General features: G+C 69.6%; 19 protein-coding genes and 1 tRNA gene. 6 read left to right on the forward strand and 14 right to left on the reverse strand.

What is annotated here, in order from left to right; all coding sequences use genetic code 11:
- Positions 1-96 precede the first annotated feature (96 nt).
- Positions 97-552: a GatB/YqeY domain-containing protein gene (locus tag ACFUK0_RS16085; RefSeq protein WP_380250448.1), complete on the reverse strand. Its 456-nt coding sequence runs from the start codon at positions 550-552 to the stop codon at positions 97-99.
- 130 nt (positions 553-682) lie between these two features.
- Between ACFUK0_RS16085 and ACFUK0_RS16090 the strand changes: the two genes are divergently transcribed.
- From ACFUK0_RS16090 to ACFUK0_RS16100, 3 genes are all read left to right on the forward strand, one after another.
- Positions 683-1624 (forward strand): metallophosphoesterase, encoded by a 942-nt coding sequence (locus ACFUK0_RS16090; RefSeq protein ID WP_380250450.1) that lies wholly within the window; start codon positions 683-685, stop codon positions 1622-1624.
- 112 nt (positions 1625-1736) lie between these two features.
- Positions 1737-1810, forward strand: a tRNA-Pro gene (locus ACFUK0_RS16095).
- Between the two features lie 355 nt (positions 1811-2165).
- Positions 2166-3212, forward strand: a complete 1047-nt coding sequence (locus tag ACFUK0_RS16100) for a DNA cytosine methyltransferase (RefSeq protein WP_380250452.1) — start codon at positions 2166-2168, stop codon at positions 3210-3212.
- Positions 3213-3319: 107 nt separating this feature from the next.
- On the opposite strand, the gene ACFUK0_RS16105 is transcribed toward ACFUK0_RS16100, so the two are convergent.
- The 13 genes from ACFUK0_RS16105 to ACFUK0_RS16165 all read right to left on the reverse strand — a co-directional run bounded on the left by ACFUK0_RS16105 (position 3320) and on the right by ACFUK0_RS16165 (position 16238).
- On the reverse strand, positions 3320-4540 hold the full coding sequence (locus tag ACFUK0_RS16105; protein ID WP_380250454.1) for a NaeI family type II restriction endonuclease: 1221 nt from the start codon (positions 4538-4540) through the stop codon (positions 3320-3322).
- A gap of 193 nt (positions 4541-4733) precedes the next feature.
- On the reverse strand, positions 4734-6251 hold the full coding sequence (locus ACFUK0_RS16110; protein WP_380250456.1) for a LacI family DNA-binding transcriptional regulator: 1518 nt from the start codon (positions 6249-6251) through the stop codon (positions 4734-4736).
- A gap of 843 nt (positions 6252-7094) precedes the next feature.
- A complete protein-coding gene (locus ACFUK0_RS16115; RefSeq protein WP_380250458.1) occupies positions 7095-8567 on the reverse strand; it encodes an ATP-binding protein in 1473 nt (490 codons plus the stop codon).
- Between the two features lie 2 nt (positions 8568-8569).
- On the reverse strand, positions 8570-9424 hold the full coding sequence (locus ACFUK0_RS16120; RefSeq protein ID WP_380250460.1) for a bifunctional DNA primase/polymerase: 855 nt from the start codon (positions 9422-9424) through the stop codon (positions 8570-8572).
- A gap of 229 nt (positions 9425-9653) precedes the next feature.
- Complete coding sequence (locus ACFUK0_RS16125; protein ID WP_380250462.1) at positions 9654-10364, reverse strand: DNA methylase; 711 nt, start codon at positions 10362-10364, stop codon at positions 9654-9656.
- A gap of 168 nt (positions 10365-10532) precedes the next feature.
- Positions 10533-12593, reverse strand: a complete 2061-nt coding sequence (gene traB, locus ACFUK0_RS16130; RefSeq protein WP_380250464.1) for a plasmid transfer protein TraB — start codon at positions 12591-12593, stop codon at positions 10533-10535.
- A gap of 14 nt (positions 12594-12607) precedes the next feature.
- Positions 12608-13117, reverse strand: a complete 510-nt coding sequence (gene traA, locus ACFUK0_RS16135; RefSeq protein ID WP_380250466.1) for a plasmid transfer protein TraA — start codon at positions 13115-13117, stop codon at positions 12608-12610.
- A gap of 80 nt (positions 13118-13197) precedes the next feature.
- Positions 13198-13539: a hypothetical protein gene (locus ACFUK0_RS16140; protein ID WP_380250468.1), complete on the reverse strand. Its 342-nt coding sequence runs from the start codon at positions 13537-13539 to the stop codon at positions 13198-13200.
- Between the two features lie 29 nt (positions 13540-13568).
- Complete coding sequence (locus tag ACFUK0_RS16145) at positions 13569-14000, reverse strand: NUDIX domain-containing protein (RefSeq protein WP_380250470.1); 432 nt, start codon at positions 13998-14000, stop codon at positions 13569-13571.
- 22 nt (positions 14001-14022) lie between these two features.
- A complete protein-coding gene (locus tag ACFUK0_RS16150; protein WP_380250472.1) occupies positions 14023-14397 on the reverse strand; it encodes an RRQRL motif-containing zinc-binding protein in 375 nt (124 codons plus the stop codon).
- Positions 14394-15458 carry a DUF2637 domain-containing protein gene (locus tag ACFUK0_RS16155; protein WP_380250545.1) on the reverse strand — a complete coding sequence of 355 codons (1065 nt, stop codon included), beginning with the start codon at positions 15456-15458 and terminating at the stop codon, positions 14394-14396. Before ACFUK0_RS16155 ends, ACFUK0_RS16150 begins: the two co-directional genes overlap by 4 nt.
- Before the next feature lie 91 nt (positions 15459-15549).
- Positions 15550-15996 carry a WhiB family transcriptional regulator gene (locus tag ACFUK0_RS16160; protein WP_380250474.1) on the reverse strand — a complete coding sequence of 149 codons (447 nt, stop codon included), beginning with the start codon at positions 15994-15996 and terminating at the stop codon, positions 15550-15552.
- A complete protein-coding gene (locus tag ACFUK0_RS16165) occupies positions 15996-16238 on the reverse strand; it encodes a hypothetical protein (protein WP_380250476.1) in 243 nt (80 codons plus the stop codon). Before ACFUK0_RS16165 ends, ACFUK0_RS16160 begins: the two co-directional genes overlap by 1 nt.
- 524 nt (positions 16239-16762) lie before the next feature.
- Between ACFUK0_RS16165 and ACFUK0_RS16170 the strand changes: the two genes are divergently transcribed.
- The 3 genes from ACFUK0_RS16170 to ACFUK0_RS16180 all read left to right on the forward strand — a co-directional run bounded on the left by ACFUK0_RS16170 (position 16763) and on the right by ACFUK0_RS16180 (position 20290).
- Positions 16763-17611 (forward strand): GntR family transcriptional regulator, encoded by an 849-nt coding sequence (locus ACFUK0_RS16170; protein ID WP_380250478.1) that lies wholly within the window; start codon positions 16763-16765, stop codon positions 17609-17611.
- Positions 17608-18294 (forward strand): HAD family hydrolase, encoded by a 687-nt coding sequence (locus ACFUK0_RS16175; protein ID WP_380250480.1) that lies wholly within the window; start codon positions 17608-17610, stop codon positions 18292-18294. Before ACFUK0_RS16170 ends, ACFUK0_RS16175 begins: the two co-directional genes overlap by 4 nt.
- A 496-nt stretch (positions 18295-18790) precedes the next feature.
- On the forward strand, positions 18791-20290 hold the full coding sequence (locus ACFUK0_RS16180) for a hypothetical protein (RefSeq protein ID WP_380250482.1): 1500 nt from the start codon (positions 18791-18793) through the stop codon (positions 20288-20290).
- Positions 20291-20345 lie beyond the last annotated feature (55 nt).

The raw sequence follows: 20345 nt of genomic DNA on the forward strand, positions 1-20345 counted from the left end.
CCCGGATCCGGGAGGCGCCCTCGGGCGTTTCGGCCAACAGGCCTACGGGCCTACGGACCGACGGGCCATGGGCCCGGTAACGGCCCCGGCGGGTGCTCAGCCCGCCAGCGCCGACCTGACCGCGGCGGCGACCCGGCCACCCTCGGCCAGCCCGTCCACCTTGGGCTTCACCAGCTTCATCACCGCACCGATGCCCCCGGAGCCGCTGGCACCGCTCTCCGCGACCGCCCCGGCCACGATCGCCGTGAGCTCCTCGTCCGAGAGCTGCTTCGGCAGATAGCCCGCCAGCACCTCACCCTCGGCCCGCTCACGCGCGGCCGACTCCGTCCGACCCGCCTTGTCGAAGGCCTCGGCCGCCTCCCGGCGCTTCTTCGCCTCCCGGGCGATCACCTTCAGCACCTCGTCGTCCGAGAGCTCCCGCTTCGCCTTGCCCGCCACCTCCTCGCTGGTGACCGCGGCCAGCGTCAGCCGGATGGTGGACGAGACGAGCTCGTCCCGGGTCCTGATGGCAGCCGTGAGGTCCTCATGCAGCTGCTCCTTGAGCGTCGTCATGCCCCGAGTCTCGCACCTGGCGGAACGGGCCGCCCCGGATTAACCTCCGCGCCGCCCCGCACCCCGCCCGGATCCGCGCAGGCCCGGCGGCCCGTGCACCGGCTGATCCGCCGTCTGAGAGCATGGACCGATGCGACCGCTGTACTCCGTCCCCCTCGGAATCGCCGCCACCGGCGCCGCCTGCCTCGCCTACTCAGCCGGCTACGAGGTCCGCTCGTTCCGGCTGCGCCGGGTCGACGTACCCGTGCTGCCCAAGGGCGCCCGGCCCATCCGGGTGCTGCAGGTCTCCGACATCCACATGGTGACCGGGCAGGAGAAGAAGCAGCGCTGGCTGAAGAGCCTCGCCGGGCTCCGCCCCGACCTCGTCGTGAACACCGGGGACAACCTCTCCGACCCCCACGGCGTCCCCGCCACCCTCGACGCGCTCGGACCGCTGATGCAGTTCCCCGGCGTCTACGTCTTCGGCTCCAACGACTACTACGGCCCCGCCCGCAAGAACCCGGCCCGGTACCTCTCCGCCCTGCGCAGCGGCGTCCACGGCCTGAACAACCCCGACGGCAGCGGACGACGCGGCATCAGCGGTGCCGTCCACAACCCGTGGGAGAAGCTCCGCGACGGCTTCGACGCGGCCGGCTGGCTGGACCTCACCAACGCCCGCGGCCGGCTGCCCGTCGGCGGCCTCGACATCGAGTTCACCGGCCTCGACGACCCCCACATCCGGCGCGACCGCTACACCGAGGTGGCCGGGGGCCCCGCCGCCGACGCCGACCTCTCGGTGGCCGTCGTCCACGCGCCCTACCTCCGCGTCCTCGACGCCTTCACTGCCGACCGCTACCCCCTGATCCTGGCCGGCCACACCCACGGCGGACAGCTCTGCGTCCCCTTCTACGGCGCCCTCGTCACCAACTGCGACCTGGACGCGAAGCGGGTCAAGGGCCTCTCCACCCACCAGGCCGGCGGCCGGCTCTCCCACCTGCACGTCTCCGCCGGCTGCGGCACCAACCGCTACACCCCCGTCCGCTTCGCCTGCCCGCCGGAGGCCACCCTCCTCACCCTCGTCCCGGCCCCCTGACCCGGCCGCTGACCTGCACCGACGGCTCGCCGGGAATCGGATTTCGTCTCCCGGCGAGCGTCCGGTAGAGTTCTACTCGTTGCACCGGAGACGGAGGCAACAACAGCAGGACCGGGGTGTGGCGCAGCTTGGTAGCGCGCTTCGTTCGGGACGAAGAGGCCGTGGGTTCAAATCCCGCCACCCCGACCCAGTAACACCAGCTCAGGGCCGGTGTCCCGCAAGGGACACCGGCCCTGACTGCTTCTCCCAGGGTTCTCGGGAGAATCCTGGGAGAAGTTCTTGGCTATGGGCGTCTCCCGGCCGCCCAAAGGGTTCGTCGCTCGCGAGCGGCCAGGCGCCGCGGCCGGCGGGTGACACCCCGTCATGCGGTGGCAGCGCGGGACACCTGTACTTGTGACCGCCACCACGCCACGGCGCACAACTACAGCTGTCAGTGCGCCGGGGTACGCTGCATGGTCGCCATCAAGCGACCGTCAGAGCGGGCAACCGAGCTCATCGAGCTCTCGCACCGTCGCCCCGTTACGACAACCAGGAGATCCAAGTGCAGCCCACCAAGATCGTGGATCTGTTCGCCGGCCCCGGTGGGCTCGACGTGGCAGCGGAGAAGCTCGGCATCCCCACAGTGGGTGTCGAATGGGACTCCGCCGCATGCACCACGCGCCGCGCCGCGGGCCTGGGGACGGTTGAGGGCGATGTCCGCCTGTACGGGCCGTCCGACTTTCCCGACGCGGACGTGCTGGCCGGAGGCCCCCCGTGCCAGACGTTCACCGTCGCCGGCACGGGCGCCGGGCGTAAGGCGCTCGACGAGGTACTGAAGTTCGTCGAACGGATCGTCGCGCGCGAGGACCGAGAGGAGATCGAGAAGGATCTCTCCAAGCTCGACGACGAGCGGACGGGGCTGGTGCTGCGACCCCTCATGTGGGCTCTCGATGCCATCGACAAGCTCGACCGGCCTTACAAAGCGATCGTCCTTGAGCAGGTCCCAGCCGTCCTTCCGGTGTGGGAGGCGTACCGGAAGGCGCTGATCAACGAGGGCTACGAAGCAGAGTGCGGCATCCTGCATACCGAGGCCTTTGGCGTCCCGCAGACCCGCCGCCGAGCCGTCCTGATCGCCCGGTATGGCAAGGATCCGGTGACGCTGCCAACTGCAACCCACCGCATCTACCGCAAGAGCGTTGCACGGGACTCCGGAGACTCGAACCTGTTGCCGTGGAGGACGATGGCAGACGTCGTCACCCGTCCGACCACCTTTGAGGTCATCTCCAACTACGGCACCGGCGGCGACCCGAAGGCCCGTGGACGCAGGCGCTCGGATGAGCCGTCCGCCACAGTCACCGGAAAGATCTCCCGCAACCGTGTGGTCGGCCCCGACAAGTCCGAACTCGACCGGTTCTCCTTTTCTGAAGCCGGCCGGCTGCAGACCTTCCCGACCGACTACCCGTGGTCCGGGCGCGACATCGGCCAGCAGATCGGCAATGCTGTCCCGCCGCGACTCGCCCTGCACATCCTCTCCGCGGCCTTCGGTTGGCCCTCACCGTCCGAGACCCTCCTCCAGAGCCTCACCACATGGACCCCGTCCGGCCCATGAGCCCATCGGCGCGGACAAGGCCGTAGGGGTGGAGGAGTACCAGGAGGCTTGAACCGGGCGACAGGAAAGGTTGGGCATCCCCGGAACGGGGATGCCCTGGCAATCGGCTACTCCGCCTCGCAATCGTGGGTGGATCCAGCCGCAGTCCCCTGCCCGTCGATCTCCCGCGTATCAGGAAGATCAGGCGCAGGATCGGTCGACGGATCATTCCTGCCAGCGCGCGCCCAGAACTGGCCATCCAGTGAGAACTTGGCCCGCTCGTCCTTACACGTGACAGGAACAAGGCGGGTAGAGATCCACTCGCCCTTGATCGGTACCGGCAGTTCGAGCGCACGGGCGACATGTGGGTGCGACCCTTGATGGCCCAGGATGACGATGCCCTGCGGGCTCACCTTCTTCCTTGCGTCGCGGACCCGCTTCGGAGCGTCATCCTGCTGGGCGACGGTCAACACTGTCGGACGGCCGACTATCCGGTTCTGCACCTCGCGAAACAGTTGGTTGACCCGCTCCTGACCCGAAGGGCGCCGGCCCGGCGGCGTTGCCGGGAGGATCCGCTCCCGTGCTTCGCGGTCCAGGTGGAGCAACAGGTTGGTCGGCAAATCCGTCTGGCGGCCGCCCCAGAGCCAGTACACCCCGGACTTGGCGGTGTCGGCGAGCTTGCGCTTGTTGTCGCGGTTGTATGCACGGGCAGGGTGGCCGTTTTGCGGAGCCCTCTTCCAGCGCAGGCGCTCATCGGTAATCCGTACGATGCCCGCGGCCCACTCGCTTGTGTCGTCGTTCATCCAGGTCAGGACAGCAGCGTGATCGGCACGACCGCCCCGCTCACCGTGATCGGCGCACTGATACATCTCCATCGGAATCTCCCAACCGCCGAGATCCTTGGAGAACTTGCAGTCGATGTCGAGGCCAGCGATGGACCAGTCGAGGTCCGCGCCATTGGCGATTTCGAACTCTTTGGTGAGGTTCACCTCGACGGCCGTACCGAGATACGTCTTCTCCGTCTTCGTCAGGTGCTGATACGCCCAGCGCCCCGTTCGCTGACCGTCGAGCAACTCATCGAGGGAGTCCCGCAGTGCCCATCGGAACCGCTCTCGCGCCTGCGGCTGGTTGTTGAACCACTCCACGAACGGGGCAAGGTCGTCGGGGACCTGCTGTGTAAGACCAGGCTGAACTTGCCACTCTCGGGGTATCTTGCTCATCGCCTCGCGCGGGAGATCCCAGGTACGGAACTTGTCGCGGCGCGAGTGCATCGCCGCCAACGCCCGCGACTCCTGTGCGCCAGCCCGAGCAGCATCCTGCGGAAACGGTAGACCCAATTGAATCGTCACGCGCTGCAGTCTGCCAGCAGGAACGGGCGGCCTTCAGCAAGACGACTGACACCGTGCCATCCCCCGCTCTACCTGTGTGGGTTGGCGCCTGCGGGACTCGACCTCGCGTCGATTGCTGCACCAGCGCCCTGCCCTTGGCCGAGGACCGGCGCGTTGAAGCTGCCGGGGCCGGTTCAACGCGCCGGACAGGCTGCTAACAACCCGGCCTCAGCAGAGCGTCCAGCACTTTTACGGGAGATCCGGGCGACAACTCACGACGGGCAGCAAGAGAGTCCTCCCACGCATTCGTGAGGTCGCCCATCAATGCACGACGCATTTCGGTGGTGACGTGCGAGTAGCGCGCCTGGACCGATCCGTCCTCGTGGCCCATCCGCTCGTCCTTGAGCTTCGGCGGGGTGCCAAAGCCGTCCATCATCGTCTTGTGGCTGTGCCGCAGGCCGTGCGGTGTGAGGCCGCGGGCGATCGGCAGCCAGCACGACTCCGCACGACTGGCGGCACCGCGCCCGCGGGCCGGGATACCGGGCCAGGGTGAGGCCAGCAGCGGCACTGGGCGGGCCTCCTCCGGCGCCTTCTTGGGGTACCACCCAGTGGCCGCAGGGTGAAACAGCCAGGTGGCGAAGCCATTGCGTCGCCAATGCGCGGCGTTCTCCCCGGACGCCCACGCCCGGATGTATCCGAGATCGGCGATCGCCTTCTCGACTCGGGCCCGCGTCGCCTCGGCCACCGCGCCGGGGCGGTTCAGCACGTTGGAGACCGTGCCGGTGGAGACTTCGGCGGCACGCGCCACGTCGACCAGCTTGGCGCCGGGCCGGCGGGCCGCGCCGTTCGCGGCGCCGTGACCGCTGAACAGGTACCTCAGCCCGTGGCACTCGCAGGGCTTCTCCCCCGCGCGCGTCACCTGACCGGCCAGCAGGCCGGAGAGCCATCCCGGCGAGTCGATCGTCCGGTAGGAGTCGTCCTTGGGCGGGCAGCGGTGCATCTCGCCGGAGTCCAGCTCGTAGAGCTGTGACTCGACCCGCACGGATGCAGGCCGGACGAACTCGGCTTCCAGACCGACGATTTCGCCCCAGCGCATGCCGGTGTAGCCCTTGAGCACGACGGCTACGAACTCGTCGTCCCTGCCGGACAGCAGGGCGGCCCGCTCGGCGATCAGCAGCACGCCGAGCGCGGACGTCACCACCTTCTCCGAGGCACGGTTCCGGGAGCGACCGGCGCGCTTGCCCCGGCCACGGCGGCGGGTCGCGGGGTTGGAGTCCCGCATACCCTCGTCGACCGCGTCGGCGAGGATCAGGTGCAGGGTGCCGCGCCACGTCTTGATGCTGCTCGCCGCGTAGCCGCGCTCGCGCTCACTGCGCTCCCAGGCGTCGATCTCACCCTTGGTGATCTCGTCGACCATGAGGCTCTCGAAGTTCGGGAGTAGGTGCTCCTCGATGTGGCGGCGGTAGTTCTGCATGGTGGACGCGGCGAGATCCTGGCCGTCGTACCAGGTGCTCGCGTAGTCGCCGAATGTGATGCGCTCGGCTTCCGGCTCTGGCATCGCCCGGCTGCTGGTGAGGGCCTTCTCCTCCTCGACCGCCGCAGCCTTCTCGGCGGCGCGCTTCGTGCGGTAGCGGATGGTCTTGCCGTTGATGTCGGCAACGGTGCCGTACTTGCCGGGCGCGATCTTGTACCGCCCGCGCCAGTAGTCACCACGGTTCTCGGCGAATCCCAAAGTGGTCTCTCTCGGAGTGAGCCCCGCCCGGCATCGCCGGGCGGGACGGGTTGCTATGCGGCTTCTTGTTGCTGGCTCAGGAGGGCGGCGGTGCGTCGGGGTGTCCGAGCGCGAAGTCTCGCGGGAGCCCCCTGTCGGACCGGCTGGGGCAGGGCCTGCGCTCGCGCGGGTCCAGGGGCCGTCCGCACCAACGGCTGCGGCGCTGGCCGGCCGCTCGGTCGCGTCTCGTAGAGGCGGATGATCTCCGCGAACTGCTCCGCCGTGAAGCGGTAAGCACGGCCGGGTCGGGTGTAGGGAATCCGCTGGTTCCGGGCCTGCTCCTTGACCCACCACTCCGACTTGCCAAGGGCCTTGGCAACGTCGGCCGGGTAGTAGAGCAGGGGCAGAGCATCGCGCTTCGGGGTCATGAGCGGTCCTCCTGCGGCGGGGTGCGGGCGGTCGGAGGGGCTTCGCGTGTGTCCTAGGTGGGGATTTCTGCGTCACCGCGTCATCAGCGTCATTCGCGCTTCTGACCTGCGGCTTTGGGTGACGCAGCGGTCCGGGCGTGCGTCACCCGTGCGTCATCGGATGACGCAGGTGACGCAGGATGACGCAGAGGTCGTCATTTGCGTCACCGGTGACGCCACAGGTCAGGGACCGCTTTTCGTCCCGGGTGACGCAGGTGACGCAGGATCTTCCTCTTAAGACAAAAGAGGGGCTGTCTGTTGCAGTTCGGTGCCGCTCAGAGCGAGAAGCAGGGCCGCTGCGCGGCGCGACTCTCGGGCGGCTTCGCCGAACAGCAAGAGGAGCACCCCCCTCGTGCGGCCGGTGCTCCTCTTGCTGTTCGGGTGAACGCGGCACAGGTCAGAGCGTCAGCTGTTCGTGCGGCGGCACGACGGCCCGGCGGGTCATTTCGAGGTAGCGGCCCTCCTTGGTCCGGCCGCTGTCGATGAGAACACCGCGAGCCGCCAAGGTCGGCTGAAGGCGCTTGAGCCGGTCGGAGAGCACCTTCCCGGTCGTCGGCCACCCCTTGGGCACCGGGCGCTGTTCCTCACCGACGTGGAGGAGGCTGAGGCACAGAAGCCACTCGGTGGAGGTCATCCGCTGCGCCTCCCCCGGGACGATGTTCTCGGCATGCCGCAGGACGGTCTGCGCCAGGAGATCGCCCTCGATCACGTCGTCGTTCAGGTCGTCCAGGCCGGCCCGGTACGCGGCCAGCGCTCCGAGACCGGTCGCCGCGTCGAGTTGCGCGCAGAGGTGGGCGAAGTCGGCCATGCGCAGGTCGGTGGGCGTTTCCGCGTCGGCGGCGCGGACCTGGACCGTGAGGTCGAGCAGCGACCCGAGGATGACGGGCAGGGCCTTTTCGTAGTCCGCCCACAGCTCGGCTTCGGTGCGCCGTGCGCGGGGCCGCTCCAGCCGCAGCGGCAGCAGCCGTTCCGCGAGGTCGGGGCGGATGACGCCCACGTCGATGCCGGTCAGGAGCAGGGGCCGGCGGTAGCCGACGCGGAAGACGTCCCCGTCGGTGAACAGGGCGCGCTTGACGCTCTCGGCCCCGGTGACGATGCAGCACATCGCGTCTGAGAGGTCGGGGGTCATGTAGGAGAGGTTGTCCAGGGCGGTGACCCATCCGGCCGCGACCGCCGCGATCAGGTTCTCCTCGTCCTTGGGCGCCCGGCGCAGGTCGCCGCTCGTGCCTTCGATGATCCTGGTGAGCATCCGGCCGGCGGTGGACTTGCCGGCGCCCTGCGGGCCGGTGAGGAACGTGGCCGGGACGGGCACGGACGGGCCCAGGCAGCCGATCAGCCACGCGATGGCCAGGCACTCGGCCTGCGCGTTGGCGAAGTTGGTCAGGCCGAACAGCAGGTCGATGCCCTTGCCGTCGGTGTCCTTGACCGGCATCGGGAGTTCACCGGTGAGCTGGGTGCGCCGCCAGCACACCTCCCGGGGGTCCGGGGTGGCGATGTCCCAGCCGGTGGGGTGGATGCGCACCGACTGCCCGTCGTCGCGGCCCAGGTCCAGCCACGTCGCCCCGTCGAACCCGGGTGCGACGCGGATGTGGACGGGCTGCACGTCCTCGGTCAGGGCGAGCGCCTCGATCAAGTCCAACGCCTCCTTCATCGCGGTTCCGTTGAAGACGCCGATGCCGTCCCGGTACAGGCCGACCATGAGTTCCTGGCGGTGGCTGCCGGTCGTGCCCTGGGAGCGGATCGGCCGGGCCACGGGGTGGCCGTTGCGCTGCGCGTAGACGGTGCCGTCGGCGGTGCGGAAGTACCGGAAGTGCGCCTGGGCGTAATCGGCGATGACCGCGCGAGCGGGGTTCTTGTCGTCCTCGGACACGGCTACATCCCCAACCTGTGGAGGGCGTTGGTCCAGGCGTCGGCGCAGTGCCGGGGCGACTCGCCCTTGGCCTGCGCGGCCGCGAACAGCCGCTCCGTCTGCGCCCCGGTCAGGCACCCGCACCGGCCGTGCCTCGACAGCACCGCGAGGAACGTCTCGAAGACCGTGGCGTGCACCCCGCTGCGTGCGTCGGTGATGCGCTGCTCGGCCATGACGATGCCCCGTTCCAGATAGGCCGGTGTCCGGTGCGGGCACCTTCCGTCCCCGGCCGGGGCGGCCGCGGTGACGGGCGTCAGCAGGACGCGGACGGGCGCCCGTTGGATCATCGTGCGGACCACGTCCGGAAGCTCTGCCATCGGGCCTTCTCCGGGGCCGAGCCACCGGGCGTAGGCCATGGCGGACTTGATGTCCACGCCGGGCCGCACCGCGTTTGCGGAGGGCATCGCGCCCTGGTAGATCCAGTGCTCGCCCCGGGTCGTGTACACGGTCCGGGTGGGCGGCAGGAAGGCGCGTGCCCAGGCGATGGCGCCCGCGTTGTCGAGGTCCACGACGGTCACCCCGGCGCCGCCGGGGTGGTAGGCCACCGCCGCCGCCTCCCGCCACGCCCGCGTCCACTCCTGAGAGTTGATGACGTGGGGGTCGGTGGTGGCGGCGGCCCATCCGTGGCAGGGGGCCGGGCAGGTGCAGGGGCCCGGGGTCTTCATGTTCGGCCGGCCGCCGCACGCGTTGCCGGTGCACCGGCGGCAGTTGCCGAACGGCACCTTCCCGGCGCGCAGCGGCAGCACGGGCACGCCGGAGGCCGCCAGGGTGAGAGCGGCGGGCAGGTGCTCTGCCCGGATGTGGGTCGGTTGGGTCATGCTGGGGTCTCCAGTTCTCTTCGAGGTGCTGGGTTGGCGGCGGCCCCGGTTCTTGGCGGAAGGGGGCCGCCGCTGTCGTTCATGGCGTTCTCGGCGCAGACCTTGTGCGAGGGCCTGCGGGTCTCGTCCCGGAGTGGGGTGGGGCGGCCGCACCAGCGGCAGGGCAGGCCGCGGGTGCGGCCGTAGTGCCGGGCGTCGCGCCAGTCGAGAGCGGCCACGGCGCGGGTTCCTACGCGGCGAGCGCGCCGGCCGCACCGGTGAGCGCGTGGGCGGCGGCGCGGCCGATCAGCTCGGTGTAGGCCGGGGGGATGGCCTCGGTGAGTTCCTCGCGGACGTCGGTCCAGGTGATGCCCATGGCCTGCTGCATCTCCAAGATGCTGGCCTTGCCGCCGCCGGAGCCGTAGGCGGCGACGTAGGGGCCGTCGAAGTACTGGCCGTGGCGCCAGCCCCGCACCCTGCCCCGGTGCGGGCGGTGTGCGGGGCTGGGCATGGTCCAGCCGCCCAACTCGAAGTTCCGATGCCGCAGCACACCGAGCCCGAACATCTCCCCGCACAGGCTGATGTCCTTACGTACGGCGGCGCGGCCGTTGGGCTGCTCGATCACGTACGGCCGTCCCGTGGCCTCGGCAGCGTCGCGGGTCGCGGCCACCAGGTCGACGTGCGCGGTGCCCCACCCCATGGCCGTATTGGTGCCGACGGTGAGGGCACATCCGGCCTGGCAGGGCGGGGACGTGTGGATCAGGTCGTACTCGGCGCCGTGGGCCCGGATGTACTCCACGGCGTCGCCTTGGACGAACCGGTACGGGTAGTTGGGGCGGGGGCGGATGTCGATGCCGGTGACGTCGAACCCGGCGAGGTTGTAGCCGGTTCCGGCGCCGCCCGCGCAGCAGAACGCGTCGAGGATCCGCAACCCGTTGGACGGAAGGTCGGAGAGGTTCACCGATGTTGCCTCCGGTCGTGGGACAGCCCGGCGGGACGGCCTGTCGCGGCCGCCCTGCCGGGCTGTCAGGTGAGGTGTCAGGCCCGGGTGTCAGGGGCTGTCAGATGCCTCTGACACCCGTGTTTGCCTAGGGGTTCGGGTGTCAGCGGGTGTCAGGTGTCAGGGGTGTCAGACCAGGGCCGGGGTGGGGACGATCCGGTAGCGGCCCTTCTGTGCGGCGGGCACCAGGCGGCCGTCCTCGACCATGCGGCGGAATTCCCCGGAGACCCAAGGGCGGGAGCGGCCGAACTGGGCGGCCTGGTCCATGACGTCCTTCGGGCCGATCACCATCACGCCGGCCTGCTCGAAGCCGGCCACGATGGCGTCCATCGCGGCGCGGGCCTCCTGCGGGGTGAAGTCCGGGACCGTGGACGGCCCGGCGAGCATGAAGGACGCCAGGGTGTCGGGGACCGGGGGGAGTTCGGCCTGCGGGTCCAGGCCGGTGTCCTCCAGGTCCACCCGGCCCTCCGCCCCGTCGCCGGCTTCGCCGTCCTGGTCCTGGTCGACGTACACGCTGTCCCCGTCCGGGTCTTCGGCGCTCTGGGTGTGGCGGTGGGTGTAGGCGTTGCCGACGGTGGCGGCGGCGGCCTTGGCGGTGACCGGGTCGACGGTGGCGCCGTTGCGCTGGGCCCATGCGGCGAGCTGTTCCATGACGCGGGCGGCCTGGCCGGTGAAGCGCCAGGTGCGTCCGGGGGCGGGGTGGCGCTGTTCGTCGATGCCGGGGGTGACCAGGTAGCAGTACCCGGGGCGGCGGTTGCCCCACGCACCGGGGTGGGCGCCGGCGTCCAGCACCGGGCCGGGCAGGGCCATGCCCTCGTCCCGCTGGTCCAGGCCGAACGCCAGGACGGAGGGCAGGGACGCGCGGGTGCTGGTGCTGATCTGGTCGTGGCTGGGACGCTGGAGGGAGATGACCAGGGCCATACCGGCGGACCGGGCTTCCTGCGCGGCGCCGGTGAAGGCGTCCTCGCCCATGAACCGCAGGGTGTTCGCGGCCTCCTCGAACCAGGCGACCAGGAACGGCATCCCCTCGCACCCGCAGGCCCGGCCCTTGCGGCACGAGTGCGCCGGGTCGCTCTGCTGCTCGGCAGCGGCGGGGACCCACTGCCGGTAGCCGTGGGCACCGAGCCACCGCGTGCGCGCCGGGATGACGCCCTGAACCGCGCTGACCATCGACTCGGTGGCCGCGCCGCCTTCCACGGACCAGTCCAGGCCGGGCCGCAGCGGGCCGAAATCCTGGAACGCCTTCGGGTCGGACAGCCACACGATGACGTCGCGCCGTCCCATGATCTCGGTCAGGACGTTGAGCGCGCCGTCACCCTTGCCGGACCCGGACATGCCGCAGATCAGCAGGTGCGTGCTGTTGCGGCCGGCCTGCGGGTCGCCGGGCAGCCACAGCAGCAGCGGCGCGCCGTCGTCGTAGCGGCCGATCACCAGCGGATCGGCGATCGAGCCGCCGACGTGGGTGGGCATCTCCCACTCCACGACGTCGGCGAGCATGTCCCGGGGGACCACGGTCAGGGTGCCCCGGCGGGCGGAGTCCGGGTCGGGGAGGTAGCGGACGGCGGTGGGGGCGACGTCCAGGCCGGAGGCGAGGTTGCCCAGCGCCTTGGTGACGTCGTCGTTGTTCAACTCCCCGGCGGGCAGGACCAGATCGGCGGTGACCCGGTTCGGTCCGACCTCGGTGCGGCGGATCTTCGCCCCGGCGAGCTTGACCTTCTCCAGCAGCGACCCGTCCGCGTCCGCCGCCGCCGAGACGGCGTCGGGGTTGCGGCGCATCACCTGCCGCACGTTCCACGACAGGGCCAGCACCGCGCCGCCGATCCAGAACGTGCCGAAGGTCAGGTCGTTCCACCCGGCCAGCGCCACCCCCGTGAACCAGCCGGACGCTGCGGCGACCGTGACGGCGGAGTGCAGGCGCCGCTGCGGCGTGGTCGTCTTTCCGGCCCACGCCGTCGCGGCGGTAAGCCCGACCGACCCGAGGGTCAGCCCGACCGCGTAGCCGGCGGAGCCGTGCGCCGGAAGGTAGGCCAGCGACCCGCCGATGCCGGTGGCGCCGGTCATCAGCCACGGCGGGGTGTGGGGCTTCGCCCGGTGGGCCACCCACGCGAGCACACCCGCCCCGCCGCTGGCGCCCTCCAAACTCTCCCGATACTGGACCTCGGGGTCGGTGCTGTTGTGGTGCTTGGCCACGGTGGTGCCTCCTGTCAGAACTGGAAGGGCCGCTGCTGCGGGCGCTGCTGGCGGGGGGTCATGACGTCGGCGTACTCGCGCTCGAACGCGGCCCACGCGGCGGCGGAGTCCTTCGCCGCGTCGGTGAGCGCGTCGGCGGCCTTGGCGAGCTTGCGGGCAACGGCCCGCGCCCGCATCTTGCGCTGGAACACGTGGTCACCCGGGGCGGCCGGCGCCTGCTCCAGCGCGGCCTTCAGGATCTCCGCCGCCACCTCGACCTCGATGGCGGAGTAGGCGGCGAACGCCCGCAGCGACTCGCAGTAGGTGCGCACGTCGGCCGCCGAGTAGAACGCCGGCTCCGGCAGCGCCAGGGCCGAGCTGCGGTTCACGCCGGTACCGGGGTTCGCGGCGGCGCCCATCTGCGGCGGCACGCCCTTGTTCGTGTTGATGTTGACGTTCAGCCCGGGGGAGAACGACGCTCCCGACCCAAAGCCGTGACGGCTGCTGCTGGTGCCGCTGGTCGGCGGCCTTTCGCTGGTGGTCATTGCGGTGCCTCCCCTGCGGGCCGGGACTGTCCCGACTCCCCACCCCCACCCGACCGTGGCCGGGTGAGGACGGGCAATCGTCAGTGCTGGCGCATGTCGCGGATGATCCACCGGATCACCAGCGCCGAGATGGCCAGGGCCAGGGCCCCCATACCGGCGGCCAGCAGCGCGGCCGTGGTCGCCAGCAGCACCGGGATCAGCACCGCCGCAGCCCCCGCGCCCATCGCGAGGTAGCCGCCGTAGCGCTGCACGACCGGGTTCACCGGCGCCTGCTGCACGGGCAGGTGTGCCGGCGGCGGGGCGGGCAGCAGGGTGTTGGTCTGGTTGGTGTTGAGCTGGGCGGCGACCAGCGCGGCCAACAGCTCCATGTCGACGTGCGGACCGTCCCCGGGCGACGGGACGGGAGCGAGGTGGCGGGTCATGACGGGACTTCCCTTCGTGGTCGGGCGGATCAGCGGTCGAAGACGGTGCGCCGGGCGTCGGCGACGATCAGGTGGTGGTCGAACGCCAGCAGGCGCGGCAGGTCCGAAAGGGGCACCCACCGCACGGCGGCGGCGTCGTCGCCGGCCAGGGCCTCGGTGTCCTCGGGCACCCGCACCGCGTAGGCGGCGCCGATGTACCGGCCACGCGGGTCCCGCTCGGGCTCGTCGTACAGACCCACGAACACCAGGCCGGCCGGGGCGATGCGGACGCCGGTCTCCTCCAGCAGCTCACGGGCGGCAGCGTCCCGGGACGTCTCACCCGGGTCGACGTGGCCGCCCGGCAGCGCCAACGAACCCTGGAAGGGCGGCCAGCCACGCTCGATCAGCAACACACTCTCGCCCCGTAAGCACACCACGTCAGCGGTGTAGCGCAGGGCCTCGAAGGTCTCGTTCTCAGACATGTGCAGGACTCCTCATCGCAGGTCAGGCGGCGTTCGGGATGTCGTCGGCGCAGGGGAGGCAGGTGCCGTACCGAGCGGGCAGGACGTATCCGGCGTCCCTGCCGCAGCCGGGGCAGGTACGGCGCGCGCGGTTCGCGGCCGCGAGGGCGGCCCACTTGGCGGGGGTCATCGGCCTTACGGGACAGGCCAGTTCGGGCTGGTACAGGTACGCGGCCCGCACGTCCTTCGACTTGCGGGAGCGCCACAGGATCTGCGCGGCGACCGGTTGGCCGTTCGGCCGCAGGCCCCGGGCGCGGAGCTGGCGGCGGGTACACAGGCTGTCGGGGGCCATCCGCCACGGGAACGTTGGGATCCCGAACCGCTCACCGGCCGGATCCCAGAACCTGGGGCGGCTCACGACGCGATCACCTCAGCGTCTGGGACTGCGTGGAGAGCATGGCGCTCCGGTGCCGCCGCGTCCTTGTAGCGGGCGGCGATCCACCCGGCGGACCAGCCAGTCATCTCGACGGCCTGGCGCTGTGACAGGCCGGCCTCGAACGCCGCCGCTGCGACCTCCCGGGCGATGCTCTCGGGCAGTCGCTCGCCCGCAGGCCCCTGGGCCAGGAGCTTGGCAGCCTGGCGCTCACGGCGCTCACGAGCGCTCACCTCGCGCTCACGAGCCTCCCGCTCGGCCAGCTCGGCGGCTTCCCGTCGGGCTCCCTCCTCACGCTCCTGACGCTCGACCCGCTCGCGACGCTCACGGTCCTCACGGGCCTGCCGCTCCTGGCGCTCACGGCGCTCACGCTCGCTCAAGGTGCGCTCACGAGCCTCCTGCTCGGACCGCTCAGCGGCCTCCCGCCGGGCGGCCTCCTCGCGCTCCTCACGGCGGATCCGGGCTTCGTGCTCGCGCTGCTCGGCAGCCATCCGGGCATCGTGCTCACGGCGCTCACGCTCACGCCGCTCAGCCGATTCCCACTGCTCAAGCCGCTCGGCGCGCTCCCGCTGCCGGCGCTCATCCGCCAGCCGCTCCCGCTCAGCCCGCTCGGCCCGCTGAGCAGCGTCCCGGGCGGTGAGAGCTGCGGCGATGGCCCGCCGGTAGGCCAGGGAGGTCTCCGCTGTGACGATCAGCAGCAGCGGAGCCACCGCGTGAACCGCTACCCCGACCGGATCCCGGTCGAGCGCGGACAGACCCACGTTGAGCAGCACCGTCATCAGGCCGGTCATCCACCGCAGCACCACCGGCCAGCGGCCGCCGTCACCGCCGAGGCGGGCCAACATGCTGTCCATCCGGACCACGATCACCACCGCCGCGTCCACCACCAACGGCAGGATCGGAGCCGTCCACTCCCAACCCTCCGGGGTGTGGCCGGCCATCAGGGGGGTCACCGTGAGCACGCTGTAGAGGACGGCGCCGAACGTGATCGTCCACGTCCCGGTGCTCAGCGCCCGCTCGGCAGAGCGGATCTGCTCCGGACTCACCGACGCCTTCACCACGACCACCACCCGAGCAGCGATGAGCGGACCGTGAGCGCGGATGCGGTGGCCGTGAGCGCCGTGAGCGGGGCGGCGCTCATGCCGCACCCCCGGCGGAGGTGTGCAGCTGGCGGGCCTGCTGGGTGAGGTCCGCGACGAAGGTGCGAAGCGCGCCGGTCACCGCCGCCGGCACCCGGACTACTGCGGCGGGCCGGTCACTCTCGCGGATCTCCCGCCAGCGGGGCATGCCGCGCTCCTGCTCGTTCAGGCCGCCGAAGATGCCGACCGGTTCAGCGCGGTCGATCGCCCCGGCCAGGCAGGCCGCCCAGACCGGGCAGGCGGCACAGATGGCCTTGGCGCGGCGCTCGGCGAAGGTGTCGCCGGGCTCGGGGAAGAACAGGTCCGGGTCGGCGGTGGTGCAGGCCGCGCCGCTCAGGCCCTGGTCGGGGGCGGTGCGCAGGTCGGCGATCGTGAGGACGGCCGGGCGGCCGGTCAGGTGCGGGGTGATGGTGCCGGCGAGCCGGCGGACCGGAACGGGAGCCATCAAGCGGCCCTCCAGGTGAGGACCCGGCGGCGCTCGGCGGCGTTGCGCATCAGAGCCCTGGCGTAGCGGGCGGCCTCCGGGGCCAGGTCCCGCAGCACCTCGGTGGCGACCGCGAGCCGGGTCCGCCGGTCGAGGTCGTCCTCACCGACGATGCCGGCGAACAGCTCCACGTCGATGCCGAGGGCCAACTCGGCGAACTCGGAAGCCGTAGCGGCCTCCTGGCCTGCAACAATCAGTTTCACGGGTCTACCTCTTCTAGTGGTGGTGGGCCCGCAGGGGCTGCCGCGCTCCGGCCAAGGAAGGCGCGGCGGCCCCGACTCATGGGCCCGGGCAACACGTCGGATGACGAGAAGCCATGGACCGCGACCCGCCCGAAGAGGGCGGATCGAGGGTCAAAGTCACTCGTCAAGCTGTGCGGGCCTCGCACCGGCCGGTCTCCCGGCGGTGCGAGGCCCACGTGTGTCGTCACCTTGGGGAGCGCGCTCCCGGTTAGGTGTGACGACGCGAGACCCTTCGGCCTCGAACCCTCCGGACTGACCAGGCGCCGGGTGCCTCAGCCCCATCTGTCCGGGGCTCCTTCATCCCGTGAGCGGCATTTCAGCCGCTCAGGGGACGCATTCATGCAGCTCAGAGCAGCCTTAAGAAAGCCCCTCTTGTCGCTTCCGCTTCTCTCGGTGCCGACATGCTCAACATAGACAACTTGCCTAGGCAGGTCAAGAGAGTTGGGTCTCTCGCCCCTGTTGGGCATGCCGACTACGATGAGCGCATGAGCCTCGACCCGGACGACCCCCGCCCCCCGTATCAGCAGGTCACCAGCTCACTTCGGGCTGCGATCCTCACCAAGAAGGAGGGGTTCGAGGCGGGCGACAAACTTCCCTCCGGCCCTGAGCTGGCCAAGCACTACGGCGTGGCGCGGGGCACCGTGGACAAGGCCCTCGACCTACTCCGCGGGGAAGGACTGATCGTGACCCGACAGGGAAGCGGGTCCTTCGTCCGCGAGCGGACGGAAAGGCCCGTCGGCCTCCGCCCCCACATCGAAACGGCCTTCGCGCAGCCGCACGTGACGATCGACTTCGCGGGGTTCTCCAGCGAGACCCTGTACAACGCGATGCAGGAGCCATTGGACAAGATCCGCTCCGGGCGACTTGCCCCCGAGTCCATCGCGGTCCGACTGTTGCTGCCGGACACCTCGGCACCGATGGCTGTGCCTGTGCTGGTCGACGGCCTGCGGGATGAGGCCGCCCTGCGGGACCGCGCGCGGAACATTGCGCTCACCAACGCTGGCGGCATCGCGCACTCTGTGGGGGTGCTCGCCGAACTCGGGCTCGTCCAGTCCGCCACGGTCGAGGTGAAGGTGCACCGGGCATCGAGCCTCTTCAAGCTCTACATCCTGAATCGCTCCGAAGCGTTCTTCGGGTTCTACCCGCTGCGCGAGCGGTCCGTGACCGTCGAGGGCGACTCTCACACCTTCTACGACGTGACGGGGAAGGACACCACGCTGTTCCACCACTCCGCCGGCCCGGACGATGCCTCACTGGGATCGCAGTACGTGCAGCAGTCCCAGACGTGGTTCGACAGCGTGTGGTCCACCATCGCGTACGAGCGTCAGCCATGAGCGCGGCGCCAGAGTCGCTCGCGGACGTGCTCCGGCCGGTGAAGCACGTCCTGCTCGACTTCGACGGTCCGGTGTGCTCCGTTTTCGCGGGGCTCCCAGCCCCTGAGGTGGCGCAACGACTCCGTGAGGGCCTGCTCGCTACCGGTGAGCAGGCCCCGCCGGGAGGCGAGCACGAGGTGGATCCGCTCGCACTGCTTCGTTTGATCTCGGATGCCCGACCGGATCTCACCGGCATTTCGGACAGCATGCTGGCAGCGCTGGAGAGCGAAGCGGTCCGTGTCGGTCGGCCGACCCCGGGAGGGGAATCGGTTCTGCTTGCCTGCGCACGCTCGGGCCGGACGGTATCGGTGGTCAGCAACAACGCGGGCGTGGCAATCGAGACTTATCTAGCCGATCACGGTCTGAGCGGCTACGTGAGTGGAGTCTTCGGCCGTGCCCCGGGCGACCCGTCATCCATGAAACCGAACCCGCGCCTCCTGCTGGAAGCCATGGAAGCCGCGGGCACCCAGCCGGAGGAGTGCGTCTTCATCGGTGACGCAGTTCGGGACGTGGAAGCCGGAGACGCCGCCCGTGTCCCAACCGTCGGCTACGCGAACAAGCCGGGGAAGGACGCCAGGCTGGCTGCTGCTGGTGCCATTGCCATCGTGGACTCAATGCAGGTGATTGCAGATGCCCTGCTCTGAGCTACTTGGGTCAGCGGCACGGGCGTTGGGAGGGGCAACGTTGGACGCGTAAAAGCCTTCTCTGCGGGTTCAAGGGCACGCAAGCGCGCCGCGCGGCCTCAGCCGCTCGCCGTCGCTCCTGTCTTCGCCCCGCTTCAGCGGCGGCCAGCCGCGCCAGGTGACGGACGGTCCGAGGGCGGCTAACCCCGCCGTGACTGGGGGCGGTTCCACGGTTTTACCCACCTGTCGAGCCCGGGGCCCGCACCGAGCAAGACCGGGGGCCACTCGACCAGATCGCGGGTCAGCTTACGGCCCCCCGATCATGCTCGGACCCAACCCCGACAGGACACCGACCAAAACGCTCCACCCCCTCCAGTTGGAATCGAACTTATGAGCTACTTCGCGCAACGTGTGCCCACTTGTCAGAGGTGGCCCATAGAGTCTTAGCCAGCCTGCAAGCTTCCAGGGGTGGGCGTACGGGTCGTTCAGTTCAGCGTGGAACTCAGGAGGGCGCTCGATGAGGTTCAGCGAGAAGTTCGCAGTTGGCATTGGCCCCGATGACGACTGGTTCGACCCGTTCCTGCCGGCGGATACGAAGCTGTTTGTCGATCCGTTTTTGATTTGGGAAGAGAAGGATGGCCGTTGGGCTGGCGCACACGAGCATCTGATCGACTTCTTTGCGATGGTATTCGACCTTATCAAGGAATCCAAGGGGAATGAGAGGTCTCTCGCATGGCGCCAGGCCGCTAAGCTCCTACTCTTTCCCGAGCCGGCCGAATTCTGCCTTGGGGTGGCCGAAGGAACTCCGCTTGGATCCGGATCTGGATACGGACTACAGAAAGATATGCTCGAAGGAATCCGGGTAGCTACAGGGCTGGGTATGTCTCGCCCGGCGCACTCGGAAATCATCGGCCTTTTCCAGGGCGGAATGGGAGTCGATCGCCTCAGTGACATGACCTGCAATATTCTGAAGACGTACTTCATCGAATACACTCAGGAAATTTGCAAGCGCCACGGAATCCCCATGCAGCCGATCAAAGTGAAGAATGCCAAGTGGAGTCCCGACTTCCACCGGTGGAGTGACGCCGAATACCTTCTCCCGATGAACGATCGTATCGATAGGGCCGTTCTTCTGACGCCTTCTCGCTTCCTTCGCGACATCCCAGTTGCAACGCCTGATGGCTTCTGGACATGGGCCTGGGGCGAGATGTCCGACGAACTCCGAGGCGATCTGACCTACGACATCGCACGCCATGTCGAGCGCCGAGATAAGGCCAAGCTCGCACGGGCAAACCCCGACGTCGCCGTCCTCTACCTGAATCACCTGGAAGAAGAGCCGAAGCACCCTTATCCGATCGATGACGACCCTCGCTACCTGATCAAGTGGTACGAGGCAGGGGCAAGCTTTGCCAAGCGGTCGCCACTGTCATTTGCACCGACAAGCCCCGATGAATTCTCCGAGTTCATTCAGGCCGTCGTCGAGGCTTTCAAGCACAATATCGAAGAGCAAGATGGATGGCAGTTGCTCTGGGATGGAAATACCGGGCGAGAGGAACGCTTGGCGCAAGCCCTCTTCCGCAGCTCAGTGATCCACTATTGCCGTGCAAATGATATTGACTTCACCGGGGAGTCGAACGCCGGCCGTGGTCCGGTCGACTTCAAGTTCTCGCAAGGGTGGAGTTCGCGCGCGCTGATCGAGATGAAGCTAGTTCGCAACACTAGGTTCTGGGACGGGATCCTGGCCCAGCAGCCCCAGTATCAGATTTCAGAAGAGGTGAAGTTCGGAATCTTCGTGGGAGTCGCGTACAGGGACGAGCAGGTCAGCACCCAGGTCCGGGATAAGCTAAAGCGTGCAGCTGAAATCGCATCAGAGAACTCGGGGGCCCAGATCATCTCCGTTCTGGTTGACGCCAGGAAGAAGACCTCTGCTTCCAAGCTCAGAGATGAGGATCTTGCTGACCGCCTTCACGGCCGCGCTGAGACAGCAGAGGGTGACGACGATCTAGATCGCGGATGAAGGACGCTTCAGGCCCATGAGTAGTCAACGGCTCTACGGTGCCAATCGCTGAGTG

The sequence above is a fragment of the Kitasatospora sp. NPDC057223 genome (assembly GCF_042669755.1).
In the GTDB taxonomy this organism is placed as follows: domain Bacteria; phylum Actinomycetota; class Actinomycetes; order Streptomycetales; family Streptomycetaceae; genus Kitasatospora.

Bases quoted from the DNA above. Each gene is read 5' to 3' on its own strand.
- ACFUK0_RS16085 (WP_380250448.1), bottom strand. From the start codon at position 552: ATGACGACGCTCAAGGAGCAGCTGCATGAGGACCTCACGGCTGCCATC.
- ACFUK0_RS16090 (WP_380250450.1), top strand. From the start codon at position 683: ATGCGACCGCTGTACTCCGTCCCCCTCGGAATCGCCGCCACCGGCGCC.
- ACFUK0_RS16120 (WP_380250460.1), bottom strand. From the start codon at position 9,424: ATGACCCAACCGACCCACATCCGGGCAGAGCACCTGCCCGCCGCTCTC.
- traA (WP_380250466.1), bottom strand. From the start codon at position 13,117: ATGACCACCAGCGAAAGGCCGCCGACCAGCGGCACCAGCAGCAGCCGT.
- ACFUK0_RS16140 (WP_380250468.1), bottom strand. From the start codon at position 13,539: ATGACCCGCCACCTCGCTCCCGTCCCGTCGCCCGGGGACGGTCCGCAC.
- ACFUK0_RS16145 (WP_380250470.1), bottom strand. From the start codon at position 14,000: ATGTCTGAGAACGAGACCTTCGAGGCCCTGCGCTACACCGCTGACGTG.
- ACFUK0_RS16160 (WP_380250474.1), bottom strand. From the start codon at position 15,996: ATGGCTCCCGTTCCGGTCCGCCGGCTCGCCGGCACCATCACCCCGCAC.
- ACFUK0_RS16170 (WP_380250478.1), top strand. From the start codon at position 16,763: ATGAGCCTCGACCCGGACGACCCCCGCCCCCCGTATCAGCAGGTCACC.
- ACFUK0_RS16175 (WP_380250480.1), top strand. From the start codon at position 17,608: ATGAGCGCGGCGCCAGAGTCGCTCGCGGACGTGCTCCGGCCGGTGAAG.
- ACFUK0_RS16180 (WP_380250482.1), top strand. From the start codon at position 18,791: ATGAGGTTCAGCGAGAAGTTCGCAGTTGGCATTGGCCCCGATGACGAC.